Raw genomic sequence first — 20,818 nt, 5'->3', positions numbered from 1 at the left:
CAGAACTTCCTGGTTCAGGGGGCGCGAAAACGCAGGATGCGCGCGCCGTCGAAGGGGTCGGTGAGGTAGTGAGCGTGTACGCCGAAAGTGCTCAGCAGGCGCTCTGGGGTGAGCACAGCTTCGGGCTTGCCGAGGGCGACCAGGCGGCCCTGGTCGAGCACGGCCAGGCGGTCGCAGGTGAGGGCCTGGTTGAGGTCGTGCAGGGCCACCAGGGTGGTCACCGGCAGGGCCTGGACCTGTTGCAGCAGGCTCAGCTGGTGCTGGATATCCAGGTGGTTGGTCGGCTCGTCGAGCAGCAGCAGTTGTGGGCGCTGGGCCAGGGCACGGGCGATGTGCACGCGCTGGCGTTCGCCACCGGACAGCTCGCGCCAGATGCGCTGGCTGAGGTGGCTGGCGTCGACGTCGGCCAGGGCCTGGTCGACGATGGCGCGGTCGGCCTTGCCGAAGGGTGCCAGTGCCGACAGCCAGGGTGTGCGGCCCAGTGCCACGGCTTCGAAGACACTGATGGCGTCCTGGGTGTCGGCCTGTTGCTCGACCAGTGCCAGCTGTTGGGCAATGCGCCGGCGTGGCAGTTTCGCCAAGGGTTCCCCGAGCAAGTGCACATGGCCCGTGGTGGGTGTGCGCAGGCCGGCGAGCAGCTTGAGCAAGGTGGATTTGCCCGAGCCGTTGGGGCCGACGATACCGAGGGTTTCACCGGGACGCACGGCCAGGTCGATACCTTGCAGCACCTCGCGCTCACCCAGGCGCAGGCTCAAGCCTTGGCAGGCGAGCGGGGCGACTTCCAGCGAATTCATCACGGTCATGGGCGCCCCCGGCGGCTGACCAAAATCAGCGCGAACACCGGTGCGCCGATCAGCGCGGTGACCACGCCCACGGGGATCACCTGGCCGGCGATCAGGGTGCGCGAAAGGATGTCGGCGACGATCAGGAACAGCGCCCCCCCGAGGGCGCTGGCCGGCAGCAGGCGGCTGTGGCCGGGGCCGAGCAGCAGGCGCAGGGCGTGGGGGATGACCAGACCGACGAAACCGATGGCGCCGACGATCGACACCATCACCGCGGTCACCAGCGCCGTGCAACTGATCAGCAGCAGCTGGGTGCGGCGTACCGGCACGCCCAGCGAGGCGGCGGAATCGGCGCCGAAGGTGAAGGCGTCCAGTGCGCGGCGGTGCCACAGGCACACCGCCAGGCCGAGCACGGCCACCGGCAGTGCCAGCCACACCGACGGCCAGCGCACGCCGCTGAGGTTGCCCAGCAGCCAGAACAGGATGCCGCGCGCCTGCTCGGCGGTGGCCGACTTGGTGATCAGGAAGGCGGTCAGGGCGTTGAACAGTTGCGACCCGGCAATGCCTGCCAGGATCACCTGGGCGTTGTTGTGGCTGCTGGCGCTGGCGCGCGACAGCAAGAGCACCAGGCCGAACGCCGCCAGCGCGCCGATGAAGGCGCCGCCGGACAGCGACAGCGCTGCGCCGCCCAAGCCAAGCAGGCCGACCGCCACGGCGCCGGTCGAGGCGCCTGCGGACAGGCCCAGCAAGTAGGGCTCGGCCAGCGGGTTGCGCAGCAGCGCCTGCAGCACCACGCCGCAGGTGGCCAGGCCCGCGCCGCAGGCGGCGGCGACCAGGGTGCGCGGCAGGCGGTAGTTCCAGACGATGCCGGCGTCGATCGGGTCGAGGGCGTGACCGGCCTGCCACAGCTGGTTGGCCAGCACCTGCCAGACCAGGTCGATGCTCAGGCGGGTTTCGCCGATGGCGATGCCGGCGAGCATGGCCAGCAGCAGGGCGGCCAGCGCGGCAATGGCGAGGGGCAGCAGGCGGCTCATGGTTGTGGCGCTTGGCCGCTGGCGAAGGCTGCCGACAACCGCTCAAGGCCGCGGAACAGGCGAATGCCGGCCTGCATGGCGTCGGCATCGAGAACGATGATGCGGCCGTTTTTCACGGCGTCCATGTTCTTGGTTACCGGGTCGCTGCGCAGGAATTCGAGCTTCTTCTGGAAGTCGTCGGCGGGGAAGCGGCGGCGGTCCATGCGGGCGACGATCAGCCAGGTGGGGTTGGCTTTGGCCAGGGTTTCCCAACCCACGGTGGGCCATTCTTCGCTGGACTCGACCACGTTGCGCACGCCCAGGGTCTGCAGCATGAAGTCGGCCACGCCCTGGCGGCCGGCGACGTAGGGGTCGATCTCAAGGTCGGCGCTGGAGAACCAGAACAGCGCGCTGGTGCCGGCAAGGTCCTTGCCGGCCAGTTGCTGTCTGGCATGCTCCAGCTGGCCCTTGAGCTGCGCGTTCAGCGCCGTGCCACGGTCCTGCACGTCGAAGATCTCGGCCAGCTGGCTGACGCTCTTGTAGATGGTCTCGACCTTGAACGGCTGCAGGCGGGTACCGTCGGCGCCGACCAGGTTGTCCTTGCCTTCGCAGTCGGACGGCAGCAGGTAGGTGGGGATCTTCAGTTCGGCGAACTGCTCGCGGGTAGCGACCACGCCCTGGGCGCCGACCATCCATTCGAACTGTACGGCCACCAGCTGCGGGCGTTTGCCCACCACGGCTTCGAAGCTGGGGTCGTTGTCGGCCAGGCGCTCGACCTTGTCGTTCTGCGTCTTGAACTCGGGCAGCACATTGTTGAACCACAGCGAGGTGCCAGCCAGTCTGTCGCCCAGGCCCAGCGCATAGAGCATCTCGGTGCCGGCCTGGCCGATGGTCACGGCGCGCTCGGGCGCCTGGGCGAAGGTTTGCGGCACGCCGCAGTTTTCGACAGTGAGCGGGTAGTGCGTGGCGGCGGCCTGGGCCAGGCCGGTCAGCGACATGGCGGCGAGCAGGGTGGCGATACGGGGCAGCATGGTCGGGCGATCTCCTGTCGAAGGGTGCACGGAATGAGCACGGACAGGCATCGCCAGGCTTCGGGCAGGGCGCCCGAGGCAAACTAACGGATGGCCATCCCGGACACCCCGCCGGTTGGTGAACATGTGCCGGCAGGTCTCCTGACTGGTGCGTCCTGGCCCTGCGCCAGCCTTCCCGGACACACAGTCCAGTGGCATCGATGGCGCGGGCTCGGCACCTACAGTTGCGGGGGCAGTTCCCTTTGGCGCGCGGGTGGCGGCCTGGGGATTCCCTATTAATTCCGAGTGGAAACCGGCGGGCGGCATGGTAGACCATCACCCGCCGGGTGAAAACGCCTTTACAGGTATTTGAGCCAGGCAATGTCGCGCCGGCGTGCCTTCAGGCGGGCGAACCCACGCACCGGCAGGTACAACGCCGCTGCCAACAGCACGGCACTCAGCCACACCGCGGCGATGCCGTCGAAGCCGAAATAGTCGCCATGGTTGAGGCCCAGCAGCGCCACGCAGGCCAGGTACAGCAGCTTGAGCACATACAGGTGCAGCAGGTAGAAGAACATCGGCGCGGCGCCGAACACCGCCAGTATGCTGATCCAGCGGGCGGCCCCTGCGCGCTCGAAGCCGCGTAGCAGCAACAGGCCGGTGCCCAGGGTAAGGGCGAGGAACAGCAGTGACGGCGGGTATTTGGTGATGTTGAAGAAGCTCATCAGGGTTTGCGTGACACTTGGGTAGCTGCTCCACGGCGCTTCGCCGTAGCCGTTGAGCAGGCGCAGCACGACGAAACCGAGCAGTGCGGCGGTGCCGGCCAGCAGCAAACGGTGCTGGCGCTCAGCGGCATTGCTGGTGCGGGCGAACCACGGGCCCAGGCCATAACCCAGGGCGATCACGCCAATCCACGGCAGCACCGGGTAGGAGGTGCGCAGGCGCAGGCTCTCGGTCGCTTGCAGCCAGCCACGGTCATGCAGGATCGCCCAAGGCACGTGCAGCGCCGATTCCGGGCCGAAATGCAGGCCATCGAGCAGGTTGTGCCCGGCCACGATCAGCGCACCCAGCGCCAGCAGCGCCGGGCGCGGCAGCCACACCAGCAGCGACAGGGCGATCATGCTGATACCGATGGCCCAGATCACCTGCAGGTAGATCACGCTCGGCGGCAGTTGGAAGGTCCAGGCGAAGTTGACCAGGGTGAACTCCAGCGCCACCAGGAACAGCCCGCGCTTGAACAGGAACGCCGAGACGTCGCTGCGGCCCTGGTACTTCTCGCCGTACAGCCAGGCCGACAGCCCGGTCAGCAGCACGAACACCGGCGCGCACAGGTGGGCCAGGGTGCGGCTGACGAACAGGCTGGGGTCGGTGGCGTCGATGCTCATCGGGTCGCTGACCTGGCGATGCAGGAAGAAGGTTTCGCGCACGTGGTCGAGCAGCATGAACAGGATCACCAGGCCGCGCAGGGCATCGATGCTCTGCAGGCGCTGGGTGAGCAGGGTGGGGGAGGCGGTGGCGCTGGTCATCGGCAAGGGGTCGCAGGCAGGAATGAATGTCAAATGAAACGTTATCTTATAACTATTCATGTTGTGCTGAACAGAGGCTTGGGTGGGTAAATCTGCATGCCCGCCAGGAGGGAGTGCCATTGCATGGCGATTGGCCTGCTCGGGCCACTTGTGCTTTGGCGAGCATTGGCGGATACATGCAGGCCGCGTGACGATGAATGTAATTTGCCGACAAGGACTGCCATGAAACCCACCCATCTGCTGCTGGCCTCATTGCTGCTGGCGTTGCCGTGCGCCTCGGCCCTGGCCGACAGCTGCCGCAAGAACATCCAGGGCGGCGAGGATTGCCGCTACAGCGACGGCACCACCTCCAGCAGCCGCGCCAATATCATGGGCGGCTTCGATACCACCTACAGCGACGGGCGCCGCTCCAGCAGCCGCTCGAATATCCAGGGTGGGCAGGATACGCGCTACAGCGACGGTAGCTCTTCGAGTAGTCGGTCGAATATCCAGGGTGGGCAGGACACGCGCTACAGCGATGGCCGCTCTTCCAGCAGCCGGGCGAATATTCAGGGTGGGCAGGATACGCGCTACAGCGATGGCAGCTCTTCCAGTAGCCGGTCGAATATCCAGGGTGGGCAGGACACGCGTTACAGCGGTGGTAGCCGAGAGCGTGATCAGGGGCGGCGGTGGTAGGGGCTGCAATGTGTTCGGCTGGACATCTTCAGCGCCTATGAGATCGAGCGCCGCCCGCGCGGCGCTTCGCGGGTAAACCCGCTCCCACAGTTTGTTTCGGGCCAATTATTCCTGTGAAAGTACCGGCGCCTGCCTTGGTGCATGCCTTGAGTCATGTGGGGCGGCGGAAACGCCCACACTGAAACCGCGTTGTACCAACAAGGCGGACCAGGTGATGGCACAGGAAAGACTGGCCCGAAACAAACTGTGGGAGCGTGTTTACCCGCGAAGCGCCGCGCGGGCGGCGCTCGATCTCGAGAGCGCTGCAAAGCTATCGCCCTACACCTGCCCGCCCATACGCGCGACTAAGTCGGCCACTTGAACCCCCACACCTCCCTCACGCCGCCCGCTCCAGCACATCCAGCAACTCGACAAACTCCTGCGCCAGCCGGTGGCGCGGCGCCAGATGCACCAAGGGCACCGCCGCTTCATGGGACTCGCGCATCTTGATCGAGTTGCTCAGGTACACCGGCAGCACCGGCAGCCCTTCGCCGCGCAACTGGTCGACCAGGGTCTGGTGCAGGGCGGTGCGCCCGGCGAACTGGTTGACCACCACGCCTTCAACCTGCAACGCGGCATTGTGGTCCTGGCGCAGCTCTTCGACCTCGGCCATCACGTTGAGCAGCGCCTGGCGCGAGAAGCTGTCGCAGTCGTAGGGGATCAGCAGGCGCTCGGCGGCCACCAGGGCGCTGAAGGTGTAGAAGTTCAGCGCCGGTGGCGTGTCGATGTAGATCCGCTCGTAGTCCGCCGACAGCTCCACCAGCAGCTTGCGCAGCTTGTTGATCTTGAACTTGCTCTCCAGCTTGCCTTGCAGGTCGGCAAGGTCGGGGCTGGCGGTGATCAGGTGCAGGTTGGCGTAGCGGGTTTCGGTAATGGCCACACGGTGCTTCTTGCCGGTGGCCGGCGCGGGGGCAAGGGTCTGGCGGAAGAAATCGGCGATGCCCGCCGGGATGTCGTGGTTGACCAGGCCGGTCAGGTAATAGGTGGCGTTGGCCTGGGGGTCGAGGTCCACCAGCAGGGTGCGATAACCTTCGGCGGCACTGGCGGCGGCCAGGTTACAGGCAATGCTGGACTTGCCTACACCGCCTTTCTGGTTGAACACGACACGACGCATGGCTGAATCATCCTTGAGGGAAAATGGCAGATCAGGGTCAATCCTATGACCGAAAGGTGACAGTTTTAAGACAAGGCTTGTTACATGTCCTGCCTGCGTCGTGCACCGGGGCGTACCGCGCCACTGTCACGGAGCGGCTTGCTGCAACGCCTGGAGTTCGTCCTCGACTTCTTGCATGCGCGCTTCGACCAAGGCCTGCACTTTCGGGTCCCTGGCGCTCTCGCGCATTAGCGCGGTCAGCTTTTCACTCAGCCGCTTGCCTTCATCGGTCTCGCCCAGCGCCTTGGCCTTGGCCGGGTCGCGGGTGGCGGCGACGATGGTTTCGAATTCGCCATCGTCGAAGTTCTTTTCGCTGTAGAGCCGGTACAGGTCCTGGCGCTGGTCCTCGACGGTCAGGTGCTTGCGCAGCACCGTCTTGATCTGTTCTTCGGGCAGCTTGGGGTGGGTCACGGCCAACAGCTGCGCCATGCGCCCGATGTTGTGCTCGTAGGCTTCCTGCAGGGGCAGGCTGGAGCGGATCTTTTCTTCGCGGCTGGGTGCCTGGTCGCAGGCGGCGAGGGCGGTGAGCAGCAGCAGGGGCAACAACAGTCTTGGCAAGCGGGGCATGGGGCAGGGGCCTTGGGTACGGTCAGGCTGGCGAGTGTACTGCAAGCAGGCCCGCCGCCAGCAGGGGCCTGCATGAAATAGGCGTCAGACCAGCAGCGCCGACCAGGTCGACACCAGCAACAACCCCGCCAGGCTCTGGTTGAACCAGCGCAATGCCCGGGGCGAATTCAGCCAGCGCGCGCTGCCGGCACCCAGCAGCGCCCAGGCGGTCATGCTCGGCAGGGCGATCAGCAGAAACACCAGGGTCAACCACCACAGCGGCAGGGTCGGGGTGGCGAACAGGCTGATCATCGCCAGCGCCATCAGCCAGACCTTGGGGTTGACCAGCTGCAGGGTGGCCGCCTGCCATGGGCCGAAGCCTGCATTGCCACCGGCCTGCAGCGGCGCACCGGCGCTACGCAGCATGCGCCAGGCCAGCCAGCTCAGCCACAGCGCACCCGCCCAGCCAAGTAGCTGTTGCGCCATCGGGTGACCAAGCAGCAGTTCGCCCAGGCCCAGGCCAACCAGCAGCACCACCGCCGCCGCCGCGCCACAGGCCGCCACGGTGGGCGCCAGGCTGGCGCGCACGCCGCGCTGGGCACCCTGGGCGAGGATCAGCAGGTTGGTCGGCCCCGGGCTGATGCTGGAGGCCAGGGCGAAGAGGACGAAGGGTAAAAGGCTGTGGGACATGGTCGAGGCTCCGATTGATCGTGGCCTCATGTTCGCAACCGCCTTGGCTTCAGTCTGGAAGGTTTGAGCAGCGTTTGCGGTAATCCGCCGGCGTGAGCCGGTAGGCGCGGCGGAACCAGCGGCCCAGGTGGCTCTGGTCGGCGAAACCGAGGGCCGTGGCGACCTCGGCTGGGCTCTGGCCTCGGGCCAGCAGCTGCCTCGCCCGGGCCAGGCGCAGTTGGATCAGGTAGGCATGCGGGGCCAGGCCGTAGGCGGCCTTGAAGGCGCGGGTCAGGCGAAAACGATCGACGCCGCAGACCCGCGCCAAGTCGTCCAGGCCGATGTCCTGGTCGAGGTGCGCATGCAGGTAGTCGCGGGCCACTTGCGCGGTCAGCGGCAGGCGCGGGTCAGGGTCGAGGCGCCGGCGCCACTGCAGGTGGCCGGTGAGGCAGGCCAGCAGGTTGTCGATGGCGGTCTGGCGGACGATGCGCAGGTCCTGCTGGTGCAAGGCGTTGAATGCGCGGCTGGTAGCGCCGGCCAGCCGCGTATCGCAGTGCAGGGTGGCGGCGAAGCTGGGGAGGGCATCGCTGGGAGCCTGCTCGAACAGCGTGCGCAGTTGGTTTTCCAGCCAGTGGCTGTCGAGGTACAGGGTCGAGTAGGTGAAGCCTTCGGCGGTGGGCGCCAGGCCGTCATGCAGGTCGCCGGGCTCGAGCAGGAACACCTGGCCGGGTGTGCTTTGGTGGCGCACCCGGCGGCAGTTGAACTGCTGCACGCCTTGTTCGGTGACGCCGACCAGGAAGCTGTCGTGCCAGTGCGGGTCGTAGGCGTGGCCGGTGAAATGGGCGCGGACCGACTCGATGCCGGTGTCGGCGTCCTGTTTGAGGTCGATCCAGTGGCTCATGGCGAGGGCCGGTTGCGGTGGGTGCTCGACCATAACGCAGAACCGGCCCTGGGGTTTAGAACGATTGTGCAGCGCTTAACGCTGGGCGAATGCCAGGTTGATGCCAAGGCCTGCGAACGAGGCGGCAAAGCCCCTGCGCAGCCAGGCCTGCACCTTGGGCGAGTCGATCACCGCGCGACGGAACAGGTGGGCGAGCAGGCCATAGAGCACGAACACGACGAAGGTCATCAGCATGAACACCGCGCTCAGACCGAGCATCTGCACCACGGCGGAGCCGGCGTGGGGGTCGATGAACTGCGGCAGGAAGGCGAGGAAGAACAGCGTCAGCTTGGGGTTGAGGATGTTCAGCAGGCAGGCCTTGAGCACCAGTTGGGCGGCCGCGGTCGGCGGGGCCTTTTCATCCACGGCGAAGGCCGCGCGATCACGCCAGGTGGCGTAGGCCAGGTACAGCAGATACGCCACCCCGGCGAACTTCAGCCCCTGGAAGGCCAGGGCGCTGGCGTGCAGCAGCGCCGACAGGCCGAGCACCGAGGCCAGCAGGTGGGGCACGATCCCCACGGTGCAGCCAAGGGCGGTCCACAAACAGGCGCGGCGCCCGGCCACCAGGGCGCTGGAAACGGTGAGAATCACCCCGCTGCCGGGGATCAGCACGATGATCAGGGCGGTGAGCAGAAATTCCAGGCTCGGCATGGGTGACAGCTCCTTGCAGTCGGGGGAAGCGCCACTATACGCCGGGGCCGACCGGCTGCAATACACCCTCCGGGCGCAGCGTGGCGAAGCGTTCGCGCAGCCAGCCGTGCAGCTGCGCCACCGCGGGGGTGAGCTGCTTGCGGTGCGGGCACACCAGGGTGACCGGGGTCGGCTCGCCGGGGTGTTCGAGCAGCAGGATCTCCAGGGCGCCGGCGGCGATGTCGGCGCTGACGTCCAGCCACGACTTGTAGACGATGCCTTCGCCTTCCAGGGCCCAGCGCCGCACCACGTCGGCGTCGTCGCTGAACAGCGGCCCGCGCACCTGCACGGTGCGGTTGCCCAGGCGCCATTTGTCGTACACCCGGCTCTGTTGCGAGTACAAAAGGCAGTCGTGCTGTTGCAGTGCTTCGGGCGTCTGCGGCCGGCCGTGGCGGGCCAGGTAGTCGGGGGCGGCCACCACCACCCGGCGGTTCCACGGCGCCAGGGGCAGGGCGATGTAGTTGGCGTCTTCGTTGAGGCCGTAGCGGATGGCGACGTCCACCGGGTCGCGGTAGAAGTCGGCCATCTGGTCGGAGAGCAAAAAGCGCAGGCTCAAGCCCGGGTGCTCGCGGCGAAACGCACTCAGCCAGGGCCGTAGCAGGTTGCGTCCCAGGTCCGAGGGGGCGGCCACCTGCAGCACGCCACGCAGGCTGCTGTGGTTGCCGTGCAGGTCTTCGCGGCCCTGGCGCAGGGTGTCGAGCACGCGTTGGGCGGTGGGCAGGTACAGCTCGCCCTCGGCGGTGAGGCGCAGGCTGCGGGTGGTGCGGGCGAACAGACGCACATCGAGTTCGCGCTCCAGGCGCTTGATCGCCGCTGCCACCTGGCCGGGCAGCAAGTCGGCCTCGTGGGCGGCGGCGGTGAAGCTGCCCAGGGCGCTGGCACGGGCGAACAGTTCCAGGTCGGTGATGCGCAGCATTTTCACTCCAGGGATGAAAGTGTTGCTGCATTGTGCTGGTTTTTCTTTGCAGCCGGGAAGATAAGATGCGCCTCAATCACCAATCCCGAGGAGTTGCCGTTCATGGATACCGTTGCCCTGGCCAAGCGCCGCTACACCACCAAAGCCTACGATGCCAGCCGTCGCATCCCCCAGGCCACCATCGATGCGCTGCTCGAGCAGCTGCGCCACAGCCCGTCCTCGGTGAACTCGCAGCCTTGGCACTTCATCGTTGCCGACACCGATGAAGGCAAGGCGCGCCTGGCCAAGAGCACCGAGGTGGGCTTTGCCTACAACACGGCGAAGATCCTCAATGCCTCCCATGTGATCGTGTTCGCTACGCGCACCGACATGACCGAGGCGCACCTGCAGGCGGTGCTGGAGCAGGAAGGCAAGGACGGTCGTTTCCGCAGCGACGAGGCCAAGGCCGGGCAGGACCAGAGCCGCCGCTTCTATGTCAACCTGCACCGCCACGACAACAAGGACCTGCAGCACTGGATGGAGAAGCAGACCTACCTGGCACTGGGCACCGCGCTGCTGGGCGCCGCCGCCTACGGGCTGGACGCCACGCCGATCGAAGGGTTCGATCCGAAGGTGATGGATGCCGAGCTGGGCCTGCGCGAGCGTGGCTTTACCAGCGTGGTGGTGTTGAGCCTGGGGTATCACAGCGAGGAAGACTTCAATGCCGGGCTGGGCAAGTCGCGTCTGCCGGCGGCCGAGGTGTTCACTTTCCTCTGAAGTAGAGGCGCCGCCGTGCGGCGCTTTCGCCGGCAAGCCAGCTCCATATCATCGATCAACGCCTTGGCCAGGGCGCTGAAGGTGTCCGGGTCGCAGACGCATGGACCTAATGCGATGACCCGGTGAAGCCATCCCTGAGGTATTTCCCCGACAACGCAGTAACTTCCGGCAGGCGCGTGGGATCGTTCCTAGGCTGGCCGGGCTGAAACTATTAGTTTCAAACTCGGAAATGTCTTACGGATGCGGGGCGTTCACTGGCAAGACGGTTCTGAAAAAGTGCGGCTGCGGGCCGAAAGAATTGCAGGGTATGGTAAATACTCATGCCCTCACTGTTGGAGGATCTTTCCTTGTCCAACCCCACCGCCTCGCAGTTGATCGATGCCCGTATCGTCGCCTTGACCGACTGGCGAGGCCCCCGCCTTGCGCAAGTGCGTGCCCTGATCCGTCGGGCCGACCCGATCGTGCGCGAGGAAGTGAAATGGCGTGGCACGCCCGTCTGGTTCCATGCCGGTGTCCTCTGTACCGGCGAATGCTACAAGGACAAGCTGAAGCTGACATTCCTCAAAGGCGCGGAACTTGCGGACCCGGCTGGATTGTTCAATGCCAGCTTCGAAGGCGGCACGCGACGCGCCATCGATCTGTTCGAAGGCGACCGCCTCAATGAGCGGGCGTTCATGGCGCTGATTCGGGCAGCGGTGATCTTCAATCTGGGCTGAGTGTTCACACGGTTTCAGCATGGCAAGGGTGTAGACGATCAGCACCATGCACAGGTACATCGTCGCGAACTGGCCGAAGATCGGCCGCCCGGCCTGAGGAACTGCGGCAGGACGGCGCTGCAGTATTGCGCGCCAGCAACTGACGCAGGCCAAGGTAGATCAGGTAGCCGGCACCGAGCAGGTTGAGCACCAGGAAGGCTGCATGTGCCTGTTCGCCGGCTTGCCGGCGAACCGCGCTCACTGATTACCAGAGTGCCGCAGCGGCCGCTCCAATCACCCGCCCGAACACCGCGATCGCCTGGTCCACCTCGGCTTCGCTGGTGTAGCGGCCGATACTCAGGCGCACACTGTTGCGCGCCCGGCGTTCATCCAGGCCGAGGGCCAGCAGCACATGGGAGGCCGCATTGCTCGCCGAGTTGCACGCCGAGGTAGTGGACAGCGCAAGTTCGTTGGCCAGCAGGCGGCTGTTGAAGCCGCTGGCGTCGATACACAGGTTGAGGGTATGGGGAATGCGTTGTACGGCGCAGCCATTGAGCGACACGCCCGGCAGCGCCAGCAGGCCGTCGCGCAGGCGCTGGGCGAGCTGTTCCAGGTGCTGGTGCTCCAGGTCGCCAGGCTGCCCGGCCAGGGCGAAGGCGCTGCCCATGCCGACGATCTGGTGGGTGGCCAGGGTGCCGGAGCGCAGCCCGCGCTCATGGCCGCCGCCATGCATCTGCGCCCGCAGGCCGTTGCGGGCGCGGGGGCCGACATAAAGCGCGCCGATGCCCTTGGGGCCATACACCTTGTGCGCCGAGAACGACATCAGGTCGACTGCTTGGCTGGCCAGGTCGATCAGCACCTTGCCTACTGCCTGGGCCGCGTCCACATGCAGCAGGGCGCCGTGTTCGCGTACCCGCGCGCCGATGGCGGCGAAGTCGGTGAGGGTGCCCAGTTCGTTGTTCACCGCCATCAGCGACACCAGCCGGGTGTCCGCCCGCAGCGCTGCCTGCACGGCGTCGGGCTGGATCAGGCCCTGGGCGTCAGGTGCCAGGCGGGTTACCGCCCAGCCTTGGCGCTCCAGCTCGGCCGCGGTGTCGAGCACGGCTTTGTGTTCCAGCTGGCTGGTGATCAGGTGCCCGGGCTGTGGGTAGCTCTGCGCGACGCCCTTGAGGGCGAGGTTGTTGGATTCGGTGGCGCCCGAGGTCCACACCAGGTCGTCGGGCTGCGCGCCGACCCGCTCGGCCACCTGGCGGCGGGCCTGCTCTACCACTTCGCGGGCGGCCTGGCCGAAGCTGTGGCCGCTGGAGGCGGGGTTGCCGAAGTTGGCGGCACGGCCCAGGCAACCGAGCATGGCCTCGATGACCCGGTCATCGACAGGGGTGGTGGCGGCGTAATCGAAATAGAGGGGGGCATTGTGCATAGCGAGGGCTTATCCGTGCGGGACGCCGCCAGTCGGCATCCATGTACGGCATGTTACGAGGCCTGGAGGGCAAAGGTTTTTCCTATTGCTGCACCGATACGCTGTATCAGAATAATTCTTTCTCTTTAGTGCATATTTTTTAGAAATAATTTCTCCACATGCAGCCTTTAAAATCAGAACCATTGCCAATGTGGCTGTTTTTCGCCATCACCAGCACCATCAGGAACATCCCGCAAAGCCGATCACACCCATCCACAGCCGACAGCAGTAGAGCCGGTGTTGGCGCGGGCACCGGCCGGGCCGTCGACGCAGTGCTCAGGCGTTTTCCAGCGCCTTCTGCTCCTGGCTGGCCACCCGCTCGCACAGTTCGATGATCTGCTCGCGCATCCAGCGGTTGGCCGGGTCCTGGTCGGTGCTCTCGTGCCAGTACAGGTGGGTTTCCAGGGCCGGCACTTCCACCGGCAGCGGTTGATGGCGCAACTGGTGACGGCGGGCGAAGCGCTCGGGCACGGTCATGACCATGTCGGTCTGCTGCAGCACTTGCGAAGCCATCAGGTAGTGTTGCGAACGCAGTGCCACGCGGCGCTGCACGCCCATCTTGCCCAGGGCCAGGTCAACGTAGCCCAGGCCGTTGCGGCGGCTGGAAATATGGATGTGGGTCATGCCCAGATAACTGTCGAGGGTCAGCGCGCTGTCGGCCAGCGGGTGGCCGGGGCGCATGGCGCAGACGTAACGGTCCTGCATCAGCTTGACGTGGCGCACCTGCGGGTCGGTGTTCAGCGGTGCGTCGACGGCGAAGTCCAGGCGCCCGGCGGCCAGCTCTTTGGTGGTTTCGCGGCGCTTGCACGGGAAGCTCTCGATCACCAGCGCCGGGGCCAGGCGGCGCAGGCGCTGGAACAGCGGCGGCAAGATCACCGCCTCGGTGAGGTCGGTCATGCTGATGCGGAAGGTCTTGCTGGCCTGCAGCGGGTTGAAGATGCGGCTCTCTTGCACCGATGTGCGCAGCAGCGACAGGGCGTTGCGCACCGGGCCGATGATGTTCTGCGCCATGGGCGTGGGCACCATGCCCTGGGCGGTGCGCACGAACAGCGGGTCGTTGAAGGTTTCGCGCAGGCGCGACAGGGCGTTGGACACCGCCGGCTGGGTGATGCCGACAATCTGCCCGGCGCGGGTCAGGTTGGCTTCGGTGTAGATGGCGTCGAAGACGATGAACAGGTTGAGGTCGACCTTGCTGAGGTTCATGGCGCCGCTCTTCATTGGAATTATCAGCCGATCATATATCGGTTATGAATGTTAATACACAGTGAAAATAGACTAGGTGGATGAAGGGTGGCTGTTCTAGGCTGCGTCCATGTTCTTCATTGACTGAAGGTAGCCCCGATGGATTTCGCCTATTCGCCCAAGGTCCAGGCACTGCGCGAGCGTGTCAGCGCATTCATGGACGCCTATGTGTACCCGGCCGAGCCGGTGTTCGAGCGCCAGGTTGCCGAAGGCGACCGCTGGCAGCCCACCGCGATCATGGAGGAACTCAAGGCCAAGGCCCGCGCCGAGGGCCTGTGGAACCTGTTCCTGCCCGAGTCGCAATACGGCGCGGGGCTGACCAACCTTGAATACGCGCCGCTGGCCGAGATCATGGGCCGCTCGCTGCTGGGGCCGGAGCCGTTCAACTGCTCGGCGCCGGACACCGGCAACATGGAAGTGCTGGTGCGCTACGCCAGCGAGGCGCAGAAGCGCCAGTGGCTGGAGCCGCTGCTGCGCGGCGAGATCCGTTCGGCGTTTGCCATGACCGAGCCGGACGTGGCCTCGTCGGATGCCACCAACATGGCCGCCACTGCCGTGCGCGACGGTGACGAATGGGTGATCAACGGCCGCAAGTGGTGGACTTCCGGCGCTTGCGATCCGCGCTGCAAGGTGATGATCTTCATGGGCCTGTCCAACCCCGACGGCCCGCGCCATCAGCAGCACTCGATGATCCTGGTGCCCACGGACGCGCCGGGGGTGAAGATCGTCCGGCCGTTGCCGGTGTTCGGCTACGACGACGCGCCCCACGGTCACGCCGAGGTGCTGTTCGAGAATGTGCGCGTGCCCTATGACAACGTGCTGCTCGGCGAGGGCCGTGGCTTCGAGATCGCCCAAGGCCGCCTTGGCCCAGGCCGTATCCACCACTGCATGCGCTCGATCGGCATGGCCGAGCGCGCCCTGGAGCTGATGTGCAAACGCTCGGTCGAACGCACTGCCTTTGGCAAGCCACTGGCGCGGCTGGGCGGCAACATCGACAAGATCGCCGACTCGCGGATGGAGATCGACATGGCCCGGCTGCTGACGCTCAAGGCCGCGTACATGATGGACACCGTGGGCAACAAGGTGGCCCGCAGCGAGATCGCGCAGATCAAGGTGGTGGCGCCGAACGTGGCGTTGAAGGTGATCGACCGGGCCATCCAGATCCATGGTGGCGCGGGGGTCAGTGCCGACTTCCCGCTGGCCTACATGTATGCGATGCAGCGCACGCTGCGCCTGGCCGATGGCCCGGATGAGGTACACCGGGCGGCGATCGGCAAGTATGAGATTGGCAAGTATGTGCCCAAGGAGATGCTGCGCAGCGGGCAGTGAAAATATCAGCCGTGTAGTTCGTTTTCGCATTATGTGTAGGGCATTTCCCAAACGCCGGACTGCCCCCGTGTTTTCGCCCTGAGTGCTGCTAGTTTCCGCTGCTTTGCGTCTGCAGAGGGAAACATGAACAGGGTCAATATCGGTGGTAAAGGGCAGGCGCTGGACGGGGATGTCACGACCACTGGGGCGATATGCATTGCTGATAATCCGAACCATCGTTGTGACGGTATCCAGGTGCTGCGCAGAGGTGATGCCACCACCGAGTGCCCGGTTTGCGGCCAGCGCGGCACGGTAGTCGAAGGTATTTCGTGGTTCATGTCTAACGGTCGGGAGGTGGCGGTCGACGGTTCGCTGGTGGCGTGCGGATGCCCCAGTGGCAGTAACCGAGTGGTGGCGCCTTTGGGCATGGCGACGCGTGCACGCTCGGCGCCGGCTGGCGCTGGTGCTGCCCCAAGAGCCGACTCGGTCGCAGCATCGCGCTTCCAGCCACAGATGGCCACGGCATCGGCTACGCCGCGTGCGCTGCTGGAGCCGGGGTTTTATGTCGCACCCCGCAGCATGTCCGGGCCGCGGCTGTTGGCGCAGCTGCTGGAGCAGGATCGCACGCTGCCGATCGCTCGGGTTAAACGCCTGAATCCCACTTTCGATCAAGGTTTCAAGGCTGGCGAGATCTTCGTCCTCGGCGACCTCGATAACCACCATGCCTGCACCCGGCAAGAGGCCGAGCTGATGGCAGCGGCGCAATTGACGCGCGACGCCCTGGCCGAACTCGACGAACAGGAAGCCAACTTCATGATGGAGCACATCGGCGAGATCGCCGGGGTGCTCAGTGGCGCGAGCCTGTCGATGGGCGTGGGCAAGGACATGCTGTCGCGCGGGCTGGGGCAGGTGAGCGATACGCTCAAGGGGATCGAACAGTTGCATCAGCGGGAGTTCGGTTTGCATGGGCACTTGAAGAGCCCGCAGTTCTTTGCCTCACGCCAGGCTTTGTATCAGCAGCTGAATGCGCAATTGCGCAGTGCGTTTCTGGGTAAGTACCTGAACCTGGGCGGGCATGAAAATCTGCGCAAGGGCTTGGGGATTTCGAGCAGGAGCCTCGTGCATCACTGGTCCAAGGCCGGGGCGCCGGGTGCGATACCGGGGTATGCGACGCATCTGGATGAGGTGGCGAAGATGGCGAAATATTTGAAGTCTGGGGGCTATGTTGGCATCGGGCTTGGGGCCGCTTCGTCATATTTGAAGGTGCAGGAGGTTTGCCGGACTGGTGAGACCGAGGCGTGCAAAAAAATAAGGTATACAGAAACGGGTAGTTTTGCGGGAGGTTTGGTAGGTGGTGCTTTTGCCGGTGCAGCAAGTGGTATTTCGGTGAAGGCTGTCTGCAATTTTGGCGTTTGGGGAAAAGCCATATGTGGATTAGTCGTTGTGGGAGCGGGCTCCTTCGGCGGAAGCCAGTTGGGCAGTGCAGGGGGAGAGTGGTCTGGCCAAGTCGTTTATGAGCAAATGTATGATTGATCTTAGTGGATGGCCCTCTGAAATAAGACTGGTGCTGCTTCTGGTTCCATTTATTTTGATAATTACAGGAGGCACGCTCAACGCCTACATTGCGGGCTCTCGGCACTTTTTCGTTATGTGCCACGCCTTTCGGCGCAGTAGCGGGCTTCATGATGAAGTTGTGGTGTGGGGCACCACTCGGCAGCACGCGCGGATGGTGATAGTTAGTGCGATGACCCTTGGTTTAATATGGCCGTCCTTTGGGTATCGGAAAGGATGGCTGAGTGTCGATGACAGTAATGAATTTCCAGGTTACTTGGCGCGAATGATGAAGTTAAGTAGCGGCTGCTTACTCATGGGGTTTGCAATGCTGATCGTGTTGGTCTCATTTGTGAAAGTGACCCGTTAATGATTCAGAGCTGCTTTCTATTTTTCGGTTCTTGAGGTCGAAGAGGCTTTGGATGCGCCTGTGGATACATCTATGGGTGAACACTTGGCACTGAATCTGGAAAGAGGGTATGTGGGTGCGTATGATCAATGTAAGTGAGTGGCCGGATGTGATGAAGCTGACTCTGCTTCTCGCACCTTTCGCTATCGGTTTGGTCGGGCTTGCGATCAAGTTGCATATCGCCGCAACGCAGCACTTCAACGTGATGTGCGAAGCGCTTCACAGAAGCAACGGACTCCACGAAGAGCTGAGGAACGGGGGTGCCTTTACCCTGAAACTCAGATTGTCGACCGTGAGTGCGATGACGGCGGGCATCATCTGGCCAAGATTGGGTATCCGTCAGGGGTGGTTGGATGCAGAGGACAGTCGCTTGTTCCCTCCCTATCTGAAAAAACGCATGAAACTTAGTTTTTACTGCATATCGGTCAGTCTGGCATGCATGGCCTTCCTGTATCTGTTCGTCAATTTCGACCGCGCATGAACTGACGGATTTGCTGTGGGCCAGATGCAGCACAATGGGCCGCCAGGCGGCCCATCGGGTTTCACGCGTTTACTGCAAGTGCACCTTCAACTCCCCAGCCGGCTGGCGCATCGCGGCCTTCACCGCCGGTATCTGGCTCAGCGGGTTGAGCAGCCCGTAGTCGTGGATCATGCCGTTGTAGCGCACCGCAGTCACCGTCACGCCAGCCGCAGGCAGTTTCACCGCCGCCGCCGAGCGCCTTGGCCTGTCCCAACAGTTCGTCAGCCGGCGCCTGATGCAACTGGAAGAGCGCCTGGGCGTGCGCCTGCTCAACCGCTCGACCCGGCGCCTGGATGCCACGCCCCTGGGCGAGCGCTACTACCAGAACGCCCTGCGCCTGCTCGATGAAGTGCAGTTGCTCGAGCAGGCCATCAGCGGGCAGACCGTCGAGCTGCGCGGCACTTTGCGCCTGAGCGCGCCGCTGTCGTTCGCCATCGCCCATCTGGGTTGCCGGTTGACCAAGTTCCTGCAACTGCACCCCGGCGTGGATGTGGAGGTGGACCTGAGCGACCGCACCGTGGACCTGATCGGCGAGGGCTACGACCTGGCCCTGCGCATCGGCATCCTGGAAGACTCAAGCCTGGTGGCCCGGCGTATCGGGGCGGTGGAGCGGGTGTACTGCGCCAGTCCTGCTTACCTGGCGGCACATGGCACGTCGCTGGCGCCGGAGCAGATGCGCGGGCACGACTGCCTGCCCTACGGGCATGCGCGGCAGGTGCAGTGGCAGTTCAAGGGGGAGGGCAAGGGCACCAGCATTGCCGTGAGCGGGCGCATGCGCGCCAACAATGGCGAGATGCTCAGGGATGCGGCGGTGGCGGGGATGGGCATCACCTACCTGCCGACCTTCATCGTCGGCAAGGCCCTGGATGACGGGCGCCTAGTGCAGGTGCTGGAGGACTGGACGCTGTCGGCGCTGCAGCTGTCGGCGGTGTACTCGCAGCGCCGGCAAGTGGCCCGGCCGGTGCAGGTGTTCGTGGAGTTTCTGCGGGAGCGGCTGGTGGCGTTGTAAGGATTGAAGCCAAGCCACCCTGTGCCGGCCTCATTGCAGGCTATCGCCAGCTCCCACAAGGCTGTGCATCGTGTGACCGAAATGCATTACCTGTGGGAGCTGGCGAAGCCTGCGATGGGCCCTCGCATGAAGCGCTGCCAATGACTTTGGTCAGGCCGCAGCCGCCAGCTTGGCGCTCGTCTGGCGACGACGATAAGCGCTGTCGCGGCTGGCCAGCCACCAGTACAGCGGCGTGGTCACCGCCAGGCCCACCAGCCAGGACAGGTCGGCGCCGTTGATGTAGGCGGACACCTGGCCGACATACAACGGGGTGTTCATGAACGGGATCTGCACCACGATGCCAATGGCGTAGGCCAGCAACGCTTGCGGGTTGTAGCGGCCATAGATGCCACCATCGACCTTGAAGATCGACTGAATGTCGTAGTCGCCTTTATGGATGACATAGAAGTCGATCAGGTTGATCGCGGTCCATGGCACCAGCACCACCAACAGCACCAGCACCATGTCGACGAAGTGGCCGATGAAGTCCGCCGAGGCGAACACCGCCACCACGCAGCACCCGGCCAGCACCAGCAGCGACAGCACGGCGCGGCTCTTGGCTGTGGGGATCCAGCGGTGGGCGAAGGTCTGCACCAGGGTGATGATCGACAGCACCGCGCCATACAGGTTGAGGGCGTTGTGGCTGATCACGCTGAGCAGGAACAACACCAGCATCACCGGGCCGAGGGTGCCGGTGGCGAGCTTGACGGCGTCCATGGTGTCCATGCCCGCTGGGATCGCCAGCACCGCGACGGCGCCGAAGATGAACGACAGGCTCGAGCCCAGCGCCGAACCCAGGTAGGTGGTCCAGAAGGTCGACGACACTTTCACGTCGGCCGGCAGGTAGCGCGAGTAGTCCGACACATAGGGGGCGAAGGCGATCTGCCACAGCGCCGCCAGCGACACGGTGGCCAGCCAGCCGGCCAGGTTGAAGCCGCCGCGGGTGAGGAAGTCGTCGCTCTGCACATGGCTGAAGATGTAGCCGAAGCCCACCACAATGCCGATGCCCAGTACCCAGGTGCCGATGCGGTTGAGCACATGGATGAAGCGGTAGCCGATGATGCCGATGATGCCCGAGCCCAGCGCGCCGACGACGATGCCCACCGGTACCGGCACGCTGTCGACCACGCCGTGCAGCGACTTGCCGGCCAGGACGATGTTGGAGGCGAAGAAGCCGATGTACATCACCCCGGCGATCACCACCACCAGCAGCGCGCCGAGCGAGCCGAACTGGGCACGGCTCTGGATCATCTGCGGGATGCCCATCTGCGGGCCCTGGGCCGAATGCAGCGCCATCAGCACGCCGCCAAGCAGGTGGCCGACCAGGATGGCGACGATGCCCCATACCAGGTTGAGGTGGAACAGCTGCACGCCTAGCGCGCCGGTGACGATCGGCAGCGGGGCGATGTTGCCGCCGAACCACAGTGTGAACAGATCCCTTACCTTTCCATGGCGGTCTTGCGGCGGCACGTAGCCGATCGTGTGTTTCTCGATGAGGGGTGCCGAATTGGCTGCACTGGTCATGAATGACTCCAAGGCAAGGAGGGCGCAACCGAAGTTGCCGGGCGCGTGCCGACAAGGGGCGACGCGTTCTTGTTGGAGCGATGATGGCGGCGGGGCAGGCAAGGGGAAATTAGTAAATTTGTGCTCATGAACCTTAAAAAAGCTAAGGCTGGCAAAAGGTTAAGCGGGGGACGGTAGCAAGGTGGGTGCCAAGTGGCGGGAGGCGGCGCGATAGGGTTGGTTACTGAGACCGGCATGGCCGTTGTTGGTGCGGCATGCACATGAATGGAGCATGGATTTTGATGGGCCATGCCGGCCTCTTCGCGGGTAAACCCACTCCCACAGTGGTGGCGGTGTACCTGTGGGAG

General features: G+C 64.8%; 20 protein-coding genes, 2 pseudogenes and 1 riboswitch. Of the genes and pseudogenes, 7 read left to right on the top strand and 15 right to left on the bottom strand.

Annotated elements, in window-relative coordinates:
* Positions 1–14: 14 nt before the first annotated feature.
* The 4 genes from ACO6VM_RS24655 to ACO6VM_RS24640 all read right to left on the bottom strand — a co-directional run bounded on the left by ACO6VM_RS24655 (position 15) and on the right by ACO6VM_RS24640 (position 4,331).
* Positions 15–803: an ABC transporter ATP-binding protein gene (locus tag ACO6VM_RS24655; protein ID WP_422403926.1), complete on the bottom strand. Its 789-nt coding sequence runs from the start codon at positions 801–803 to the stop codon at positions 15–17.
* Positions 800–1,816, bottom strand: a complete 1,017-nt coding sequence (locus ACO6VM_RS24650; RefSeq protein WP_125464380.1) for a FecCD family ABC transporter permease — start codon at positions 1,814–1,816, stop codon at positions 800–802. The genes ACO6VM_RS24655 and ACO6VM_RS24650 overlap by 4 nt, the downstream gene beginning before the upstream one ends.
* Positions 1,813–2,826: an ABC transporter substrate-binding protein gene (locus ACO6VM_RS24645; protein WP_422403925.1), complete on the bottom strand. Its 1,014-nt coding sequence runs from the start codon at positions 2,824–2,826 to the stop codon at positions 1,813–1,815. Before ACO6VM_RS24645 ends, ACO6VM_RS24650 begins: the two co-directional genes overlap by 4 nt.
* A 114-nt stretch (positions 2,827–2,940) precedes the next feature.
* A riboswitch (cobalamin riboswitch) is annotated at positions 2,941–3,138 on the bottom strand.
* A gap of 26 nt (positions 3,139–3,164) precedes the next feature.
* On the bottom strand, positions 3,165–4,331 hold the full coding sequence (locus ACO6VM_RS24640; RefSeq protein WP_422403931.1) for a DUF1624 domain-containing protein: 1,167 nt from the start codon (positions 4,329–4,331) through the stop codon (positions 3,165–3,167).
* Between the two features lie 222 nt (positions 4,332–4,553).
* Here ACO6VM_RS24640 and ACO6VM_RS24635 point away from each other — a divergent pair, with 222 nt between their 5' ends.
* Positions 4,554–5,006 carry a hypothetical protein gene (locus ACO6VM_RS24635; RefSeq protein WP_401059037.1) on the top strand — a complete coding sequence of 151 codons (453 nt, stop codon included), beginning with the start codon at positions 4,554–4,556 and terminating at the stop codon, positions 5,004–5,006.
* A 376-nt stretch (positions 5,007–5,382) separates the two neighbouring features.
* On the opposite strand, the gene ACO6VM_RS24630 is transcribed toward ACO6VM_RS24635, so the two are convergent.
* From ACO6VM_RS24630 to ACO6VM_RS24605, 6 genes are all read right to left on the bottom strand, one after another.
* On the bottom strand, positions 5,383–6,159 hold the full coding sequence (locus ACO6VM_RS24630; RefSeq protein WP_110992835.1) for a ParA family protein: 777 nt from the start codon (positions 6,157–6,159) through the stop codon (positions 5,383–5,385).
* 126 nt (positions 6,160–6,285) lie between these two features.
* Positions 6,286–6,765, bottom strand: a complete 480-nt coding sequence (locus ACO6VM_RS24625) for a hypothetical protein (RefSeq protein WP_422403924.1) — start codon at positions 6,763–6,765, stop codon at positions 6,286–6,288.
* 84 nt (positions 6,766–6,849) lie between these two features.
* Positions 6,850–7,434, bottom strand: a complete 585-nt coding sequence (locus ACO6VM_RS24620; protein ID WP_422403923.1) for a LysE family translocator — start codon at positions 7,432–7,434, stop codon at positions 6,850–6,852.
* A gap of 49 nt (positions 7,435–7,483) precedes the next feature.
* Entirely contained in the window at positions 7,484–8,314 is an 831-nt protein-coding gene (locus ACO6VM_RS24615) for an AraC family ligand binding domain-containing protein (RefSeq protein WP_422403922.1), read from the bottom strand.
* Between the two features lie 75 nt (positions 8,315–8,389).
* Complete coding sequence (locus tag ACO6VM_RS24610; protein ID WP_422403921.1) at positions 8,390–9,004, bottom strand: LysE family translocator; 615 nt, start codon at positions 9,002–9,004, stop codon at positions 8,390–8,392.
* A 34-nt stretch (positions 9,005–9,038) separates the two neighbouring features.
* Positions 9,039–9,959 (bottom strand): LysR substrate-binding domain-containing protein, encoded by a 921-nt coding sequence (locus tag ACO6VM_RS24605; protein WP_422403920.1) that lies wholly within the window; start codon positions 9,957–9,959, stop codon positions 9,039–9,041.
* A 102-nt stretch (positions 9,960–10,061) separates the two neighbouring features.
* Between ACO6VM_RS24605 and nfsB the strand changes: the two genes are divergently transcribed.
* Both nfsB and ACO6VM_RS24595 read left to right on the top strand, forming a co-directional pair.
* Positions 10,062–10,715: an oxygen-insensitive NAD(P)H nitroreductase gene (nfsB, locus tag ACO6VM_RS24600; RefSeq protein ID WP_401059031.1), complete on the top strand. Its 654-nt coding sequence runs from the start codon at positions 10,062–10,064 to the stop codon at positions 10,713–10,715.
* A gap of 320 nt (positions 10,716–11,035) precedes the next feature.
* Positions 11,036–11,431: a DUF1801 domain-containing protein gene (locus ACO6VM_RS24595; RefSeq protein WP_401059029.1), complete on the top strand. Its 396-nt coding sequence runs from the start codon at positions 11,036–11,038 to the stop codon at positions 11,429–11,431.
* Between the two features lie 4 nt (positions 11,432–11,435).
* Here ACO6VM_RS24595 and ACO6VM_RS24590 read toward each other — a convergent pair whose 3' ends face one another.
* The 3 genes from ACO6VM_RS24590 to ACO6VM_RS24580 form a co-directional block, all read right to left on the bottom strand.
* Complete coding sequence (locus ACO6VM_RS24590; protein WP_401059028.1) at positions 11,436–11,672, bottom strand: hypothetical protein; 237 nt, start codon at positions 11,670–11,672, stop codon at positions 11,436–11,438.
* Between the two features lie 3 nt (positions 11,673–11,675).
* Positions 11,676–12,830 carry a cysteine desulfurase family protein gene (locus ACO6VM_RS24585; RefSeq protein WP_401059026.1) on the bottom strand — a complete coding sequence of 385 codons (1,155 nt, stop codon included), beginning with the start codon at positions 12,828–12,830 and terminating at the stop codon, positions 11,676–11,678.
* A 315-nt stretch (positions 12,831–13,145) separates the two neighbouring features.
* Entirely contained in the window at positions 13,146–14,072 is a 927-nt protein-coding gene (locus tag ACO6VM_RS24580) for a LysR family transcriptional regulator (protein WP_125464364.1), read from the bottom strand.
* 138 nt (positions 14,073–14,210) lie between these two features.
* On the opposite strand from ACO6VM_RS24580, the gene ACO6VM_RS24575 reads away from it, so the two are divergent.
* The 3 genes from ACO6VM_RS24575 (at position 14,211) to ACO6VM_RS24565 (ending at position 17,860) form a co-directional block, all read left to right on the top strand.
* Complete coding sequence (locus ACO6VM_RS24575) at positions 14,211–15,440, top strand: acyl-CoA dehydrogenase (RefSeq protein ID WP_401059024.1); 1,230 nt, start codon at positions 14,211–14,213, stop codon at positions 15,438–15,440.
* A gap of 123 nt (positions 15,441–15,563) precedes the next feature.
* Complete coding sequence (locus ACO6VM_RS24570; RefSeq protein ID WP_401059022.1) at positions 15,564–16,952, top strand: PAAR domain-containing protein; 1,389 nt, start codon at positions 15,564–15,566, stop codon at positions 16,950–16,952.
* A 497-nt stretch (positions 16,953–17,449) separates the two neighbouring features.
* Complete coding sequence (locus tag ACO6VM_RS24565) at positions 17,450–17,860, top strand: hypothetical protein (protein ID WP_401059020.1); 411 nt, start codon at positions 17,450–17,452, stop codon at positions 17,858–17,860.
* A 69-nt stretch (positions 17,861–17,929) separates the two neighbouring features.
* Here ACO6VM_RS24565 and ACO6VM_RS24560 read toward each other — a convergent pair.
* Positions 17,930–18,091 (bottom strand): annotated as a pseudogene (locus ACO6VM_RS24560) (alpha/beta hydrolase); the annotation flags it as partial.
* Between ACO6VM_RS24560 and ACO6VM_RS24555 the strand changes: the two are divergent.
* A pseudogene (locus tag ACO6VM_RS24555) lies at positions 18,069–18,908 on the top strand (LysR family transcriptional regulator); the annotation flags it as partial. The pseudogenes ACO6VM_RS24560 and ACO6VM_RS24555 sit on opposite strands and share 23 nt — an antisense overlap.
* Positions 18,909–19,058: 150 nt before the next feature.
* Here ACO6VM_RS24555 and ACO6VM_RS24550 read toward each other — a convergent pair.
* On the bottom strand, positions 19,059–20,471 hold the full coding sequence (locus ACO6VM_RS24550) for a purine-cytosine permease family protein (RefSeq protein ID WP_401059019.1): 1,413 nt from the start codon (positions 20,469–20,471) through the stop codon (positions 19,059–19,061).
* Between the last annotated feature and the right edge of the window lie 347 nt (positions 20,472–20,818).

Source organism: Pseudomonas sp. GZD-209 (assembly GCF_049310485.1).
Lineage (GTDB): Bacteria > Pseudomonadota > Gammaproteobacteria > Pseudomonadales > Pseudomonadaceae > Aquipseudomonas > Aquipseudomonas sichuanensis.
Note: the sequence above shows the minus strand (reverse complement) of the source record. Positions and strands in the feature narration are given on the sequence as shown.

Coding starts and splice junctions, on each gene's coding strand:
- ACO6VM_RS24565 (WP_401059020.1), top strand. CDS start 17,450: ATGTGGGTGCGTATGATCAATGTAAGTGAGTGGCCGGATGTGATGAAG.
- ACO6VM_RS24585 (WP_401059026.1), bottom strand. CDS start 12,830: ATGCACAATGCCCCCCTCTATTTCGATTACGCCGCCACCACCCCTGTC.
- ACO6VM_RS24625 (WP_422403924.1), bottom strand. CDS start 6,765: ATGCCCCGCTTGCCAAGACTGTTGTTGCCCCTGCTGCTGCTCACCGCC.
- ACO6VM_RS24650 (WP_125464380.1), bottom strand. CDS start 1,816: ATGAGCCGCCTGCTGCCCCTCGCCATTGCCGCGCTGGCCGCCCTGCTG.
- ACO6VM_RS24655 (WP_422403926.1), bottom strand. CDS start 803: ATGACCGTGATGAATTCGCTGGAAGTCGCCCCGCTCGCCTGCCAAGGC.
- ACO6VM_RS24550 (WP_401059019.1), bottom strand. CDS start 20,471: ATGACCAGTGCAGCCAATTCGGCACCCCTCATCGAGAAACACACGATC.
- ACO6VM_RS24605 (WP_422403920.1), bottom strand. CDS start 9,959: ATGCTGCGCATCACCGACCTGGAACTGTTCGCCCGTGCCAGCGCCCTG.
- ACO6VM_RS24635 (WP_401059037.1), top strand. CDS start 4,554: ATGAAACCCACCCATCTGCTGCTGGCCTCATTGCTGCTGGCGTTGCCG.
- ACO6VM_RS24640 (WP_422403931.1), bottom strand. CDS start 4,331: ATGACCAGCGCCACCGCCTCCCCCACCCTGCTCACCCAGCGCCTGCAG.
- ACO6VM_RS24580 (WP_125464364.1), bottom strand. CDS start 14,072: ATGAACCTCAGCAAGGTCGACCTCAACCTGTTCATCGTCTTCGACGCC.
- ACO6VM_RS24645 (WP_422403925.1), bottom strand. CDS start 2,826: ATGCTGCCCCGTATCGCCACCCTGCTCGCCGCCATGTCGCTGACCGGC.
- ACO6VM_RS24620 (WP_422403923.1), bottom strand. CDS start 7,434: ATGTCCCACAGCCTTTTACCCTTCGTCCTCTTCGCCCTGGCCTCCAGC.
- ACO6VM_RS24615 (WP_422403922.1), bottom strand. CDS start 8,314: ATGAGCCACTGGATCGACCTCAAACAGGACGCCGACACCGGCATCGAG.
- nfsB (WP_401059031.1), top strand. CDS start 10,062: ATGGATACCGTTGCCCTGGCCAAGCGCCGCTACACCACCAAAGCCTAC.
- ACO6VM_RS24570 (WP_401059022.1), top strand. CDS start 15,564: ATGAACAGGGTCAATATCGGTGGTAAAGGGCAGGCGCTGGACGGGGAT.
- ACO6VM_RS24610 (WP_422403921.1), bottom strand. CDS start 9,004: ATGCCGAGCCTGGAATTTCTGCTCACCGCCCTGATCATCGTGCTGATC.
- ACO6VM_RS24575 (WP_401059024.1), top strand. CDS start 14,211: ATGGATTTCGCCTATTCGCCCAAGGTCCAGGCACTGCGCGAGCGTGTC.
- ACO6VM_RS24595 (WP_401059029.1), top strand. CDS start 11,036: ATGCCCTCACTGTTGGAGGATCTTTCCTTGTCCAACCCCACCGCCTCG.
- ACO6VM_RS24630 (WP_110992835.1), bottom strand. CDS start 6,159: ATGCGTCGTGTCGTGTTCAACCAGAAAGGCGGTGTAGGCAAGTCCAGC.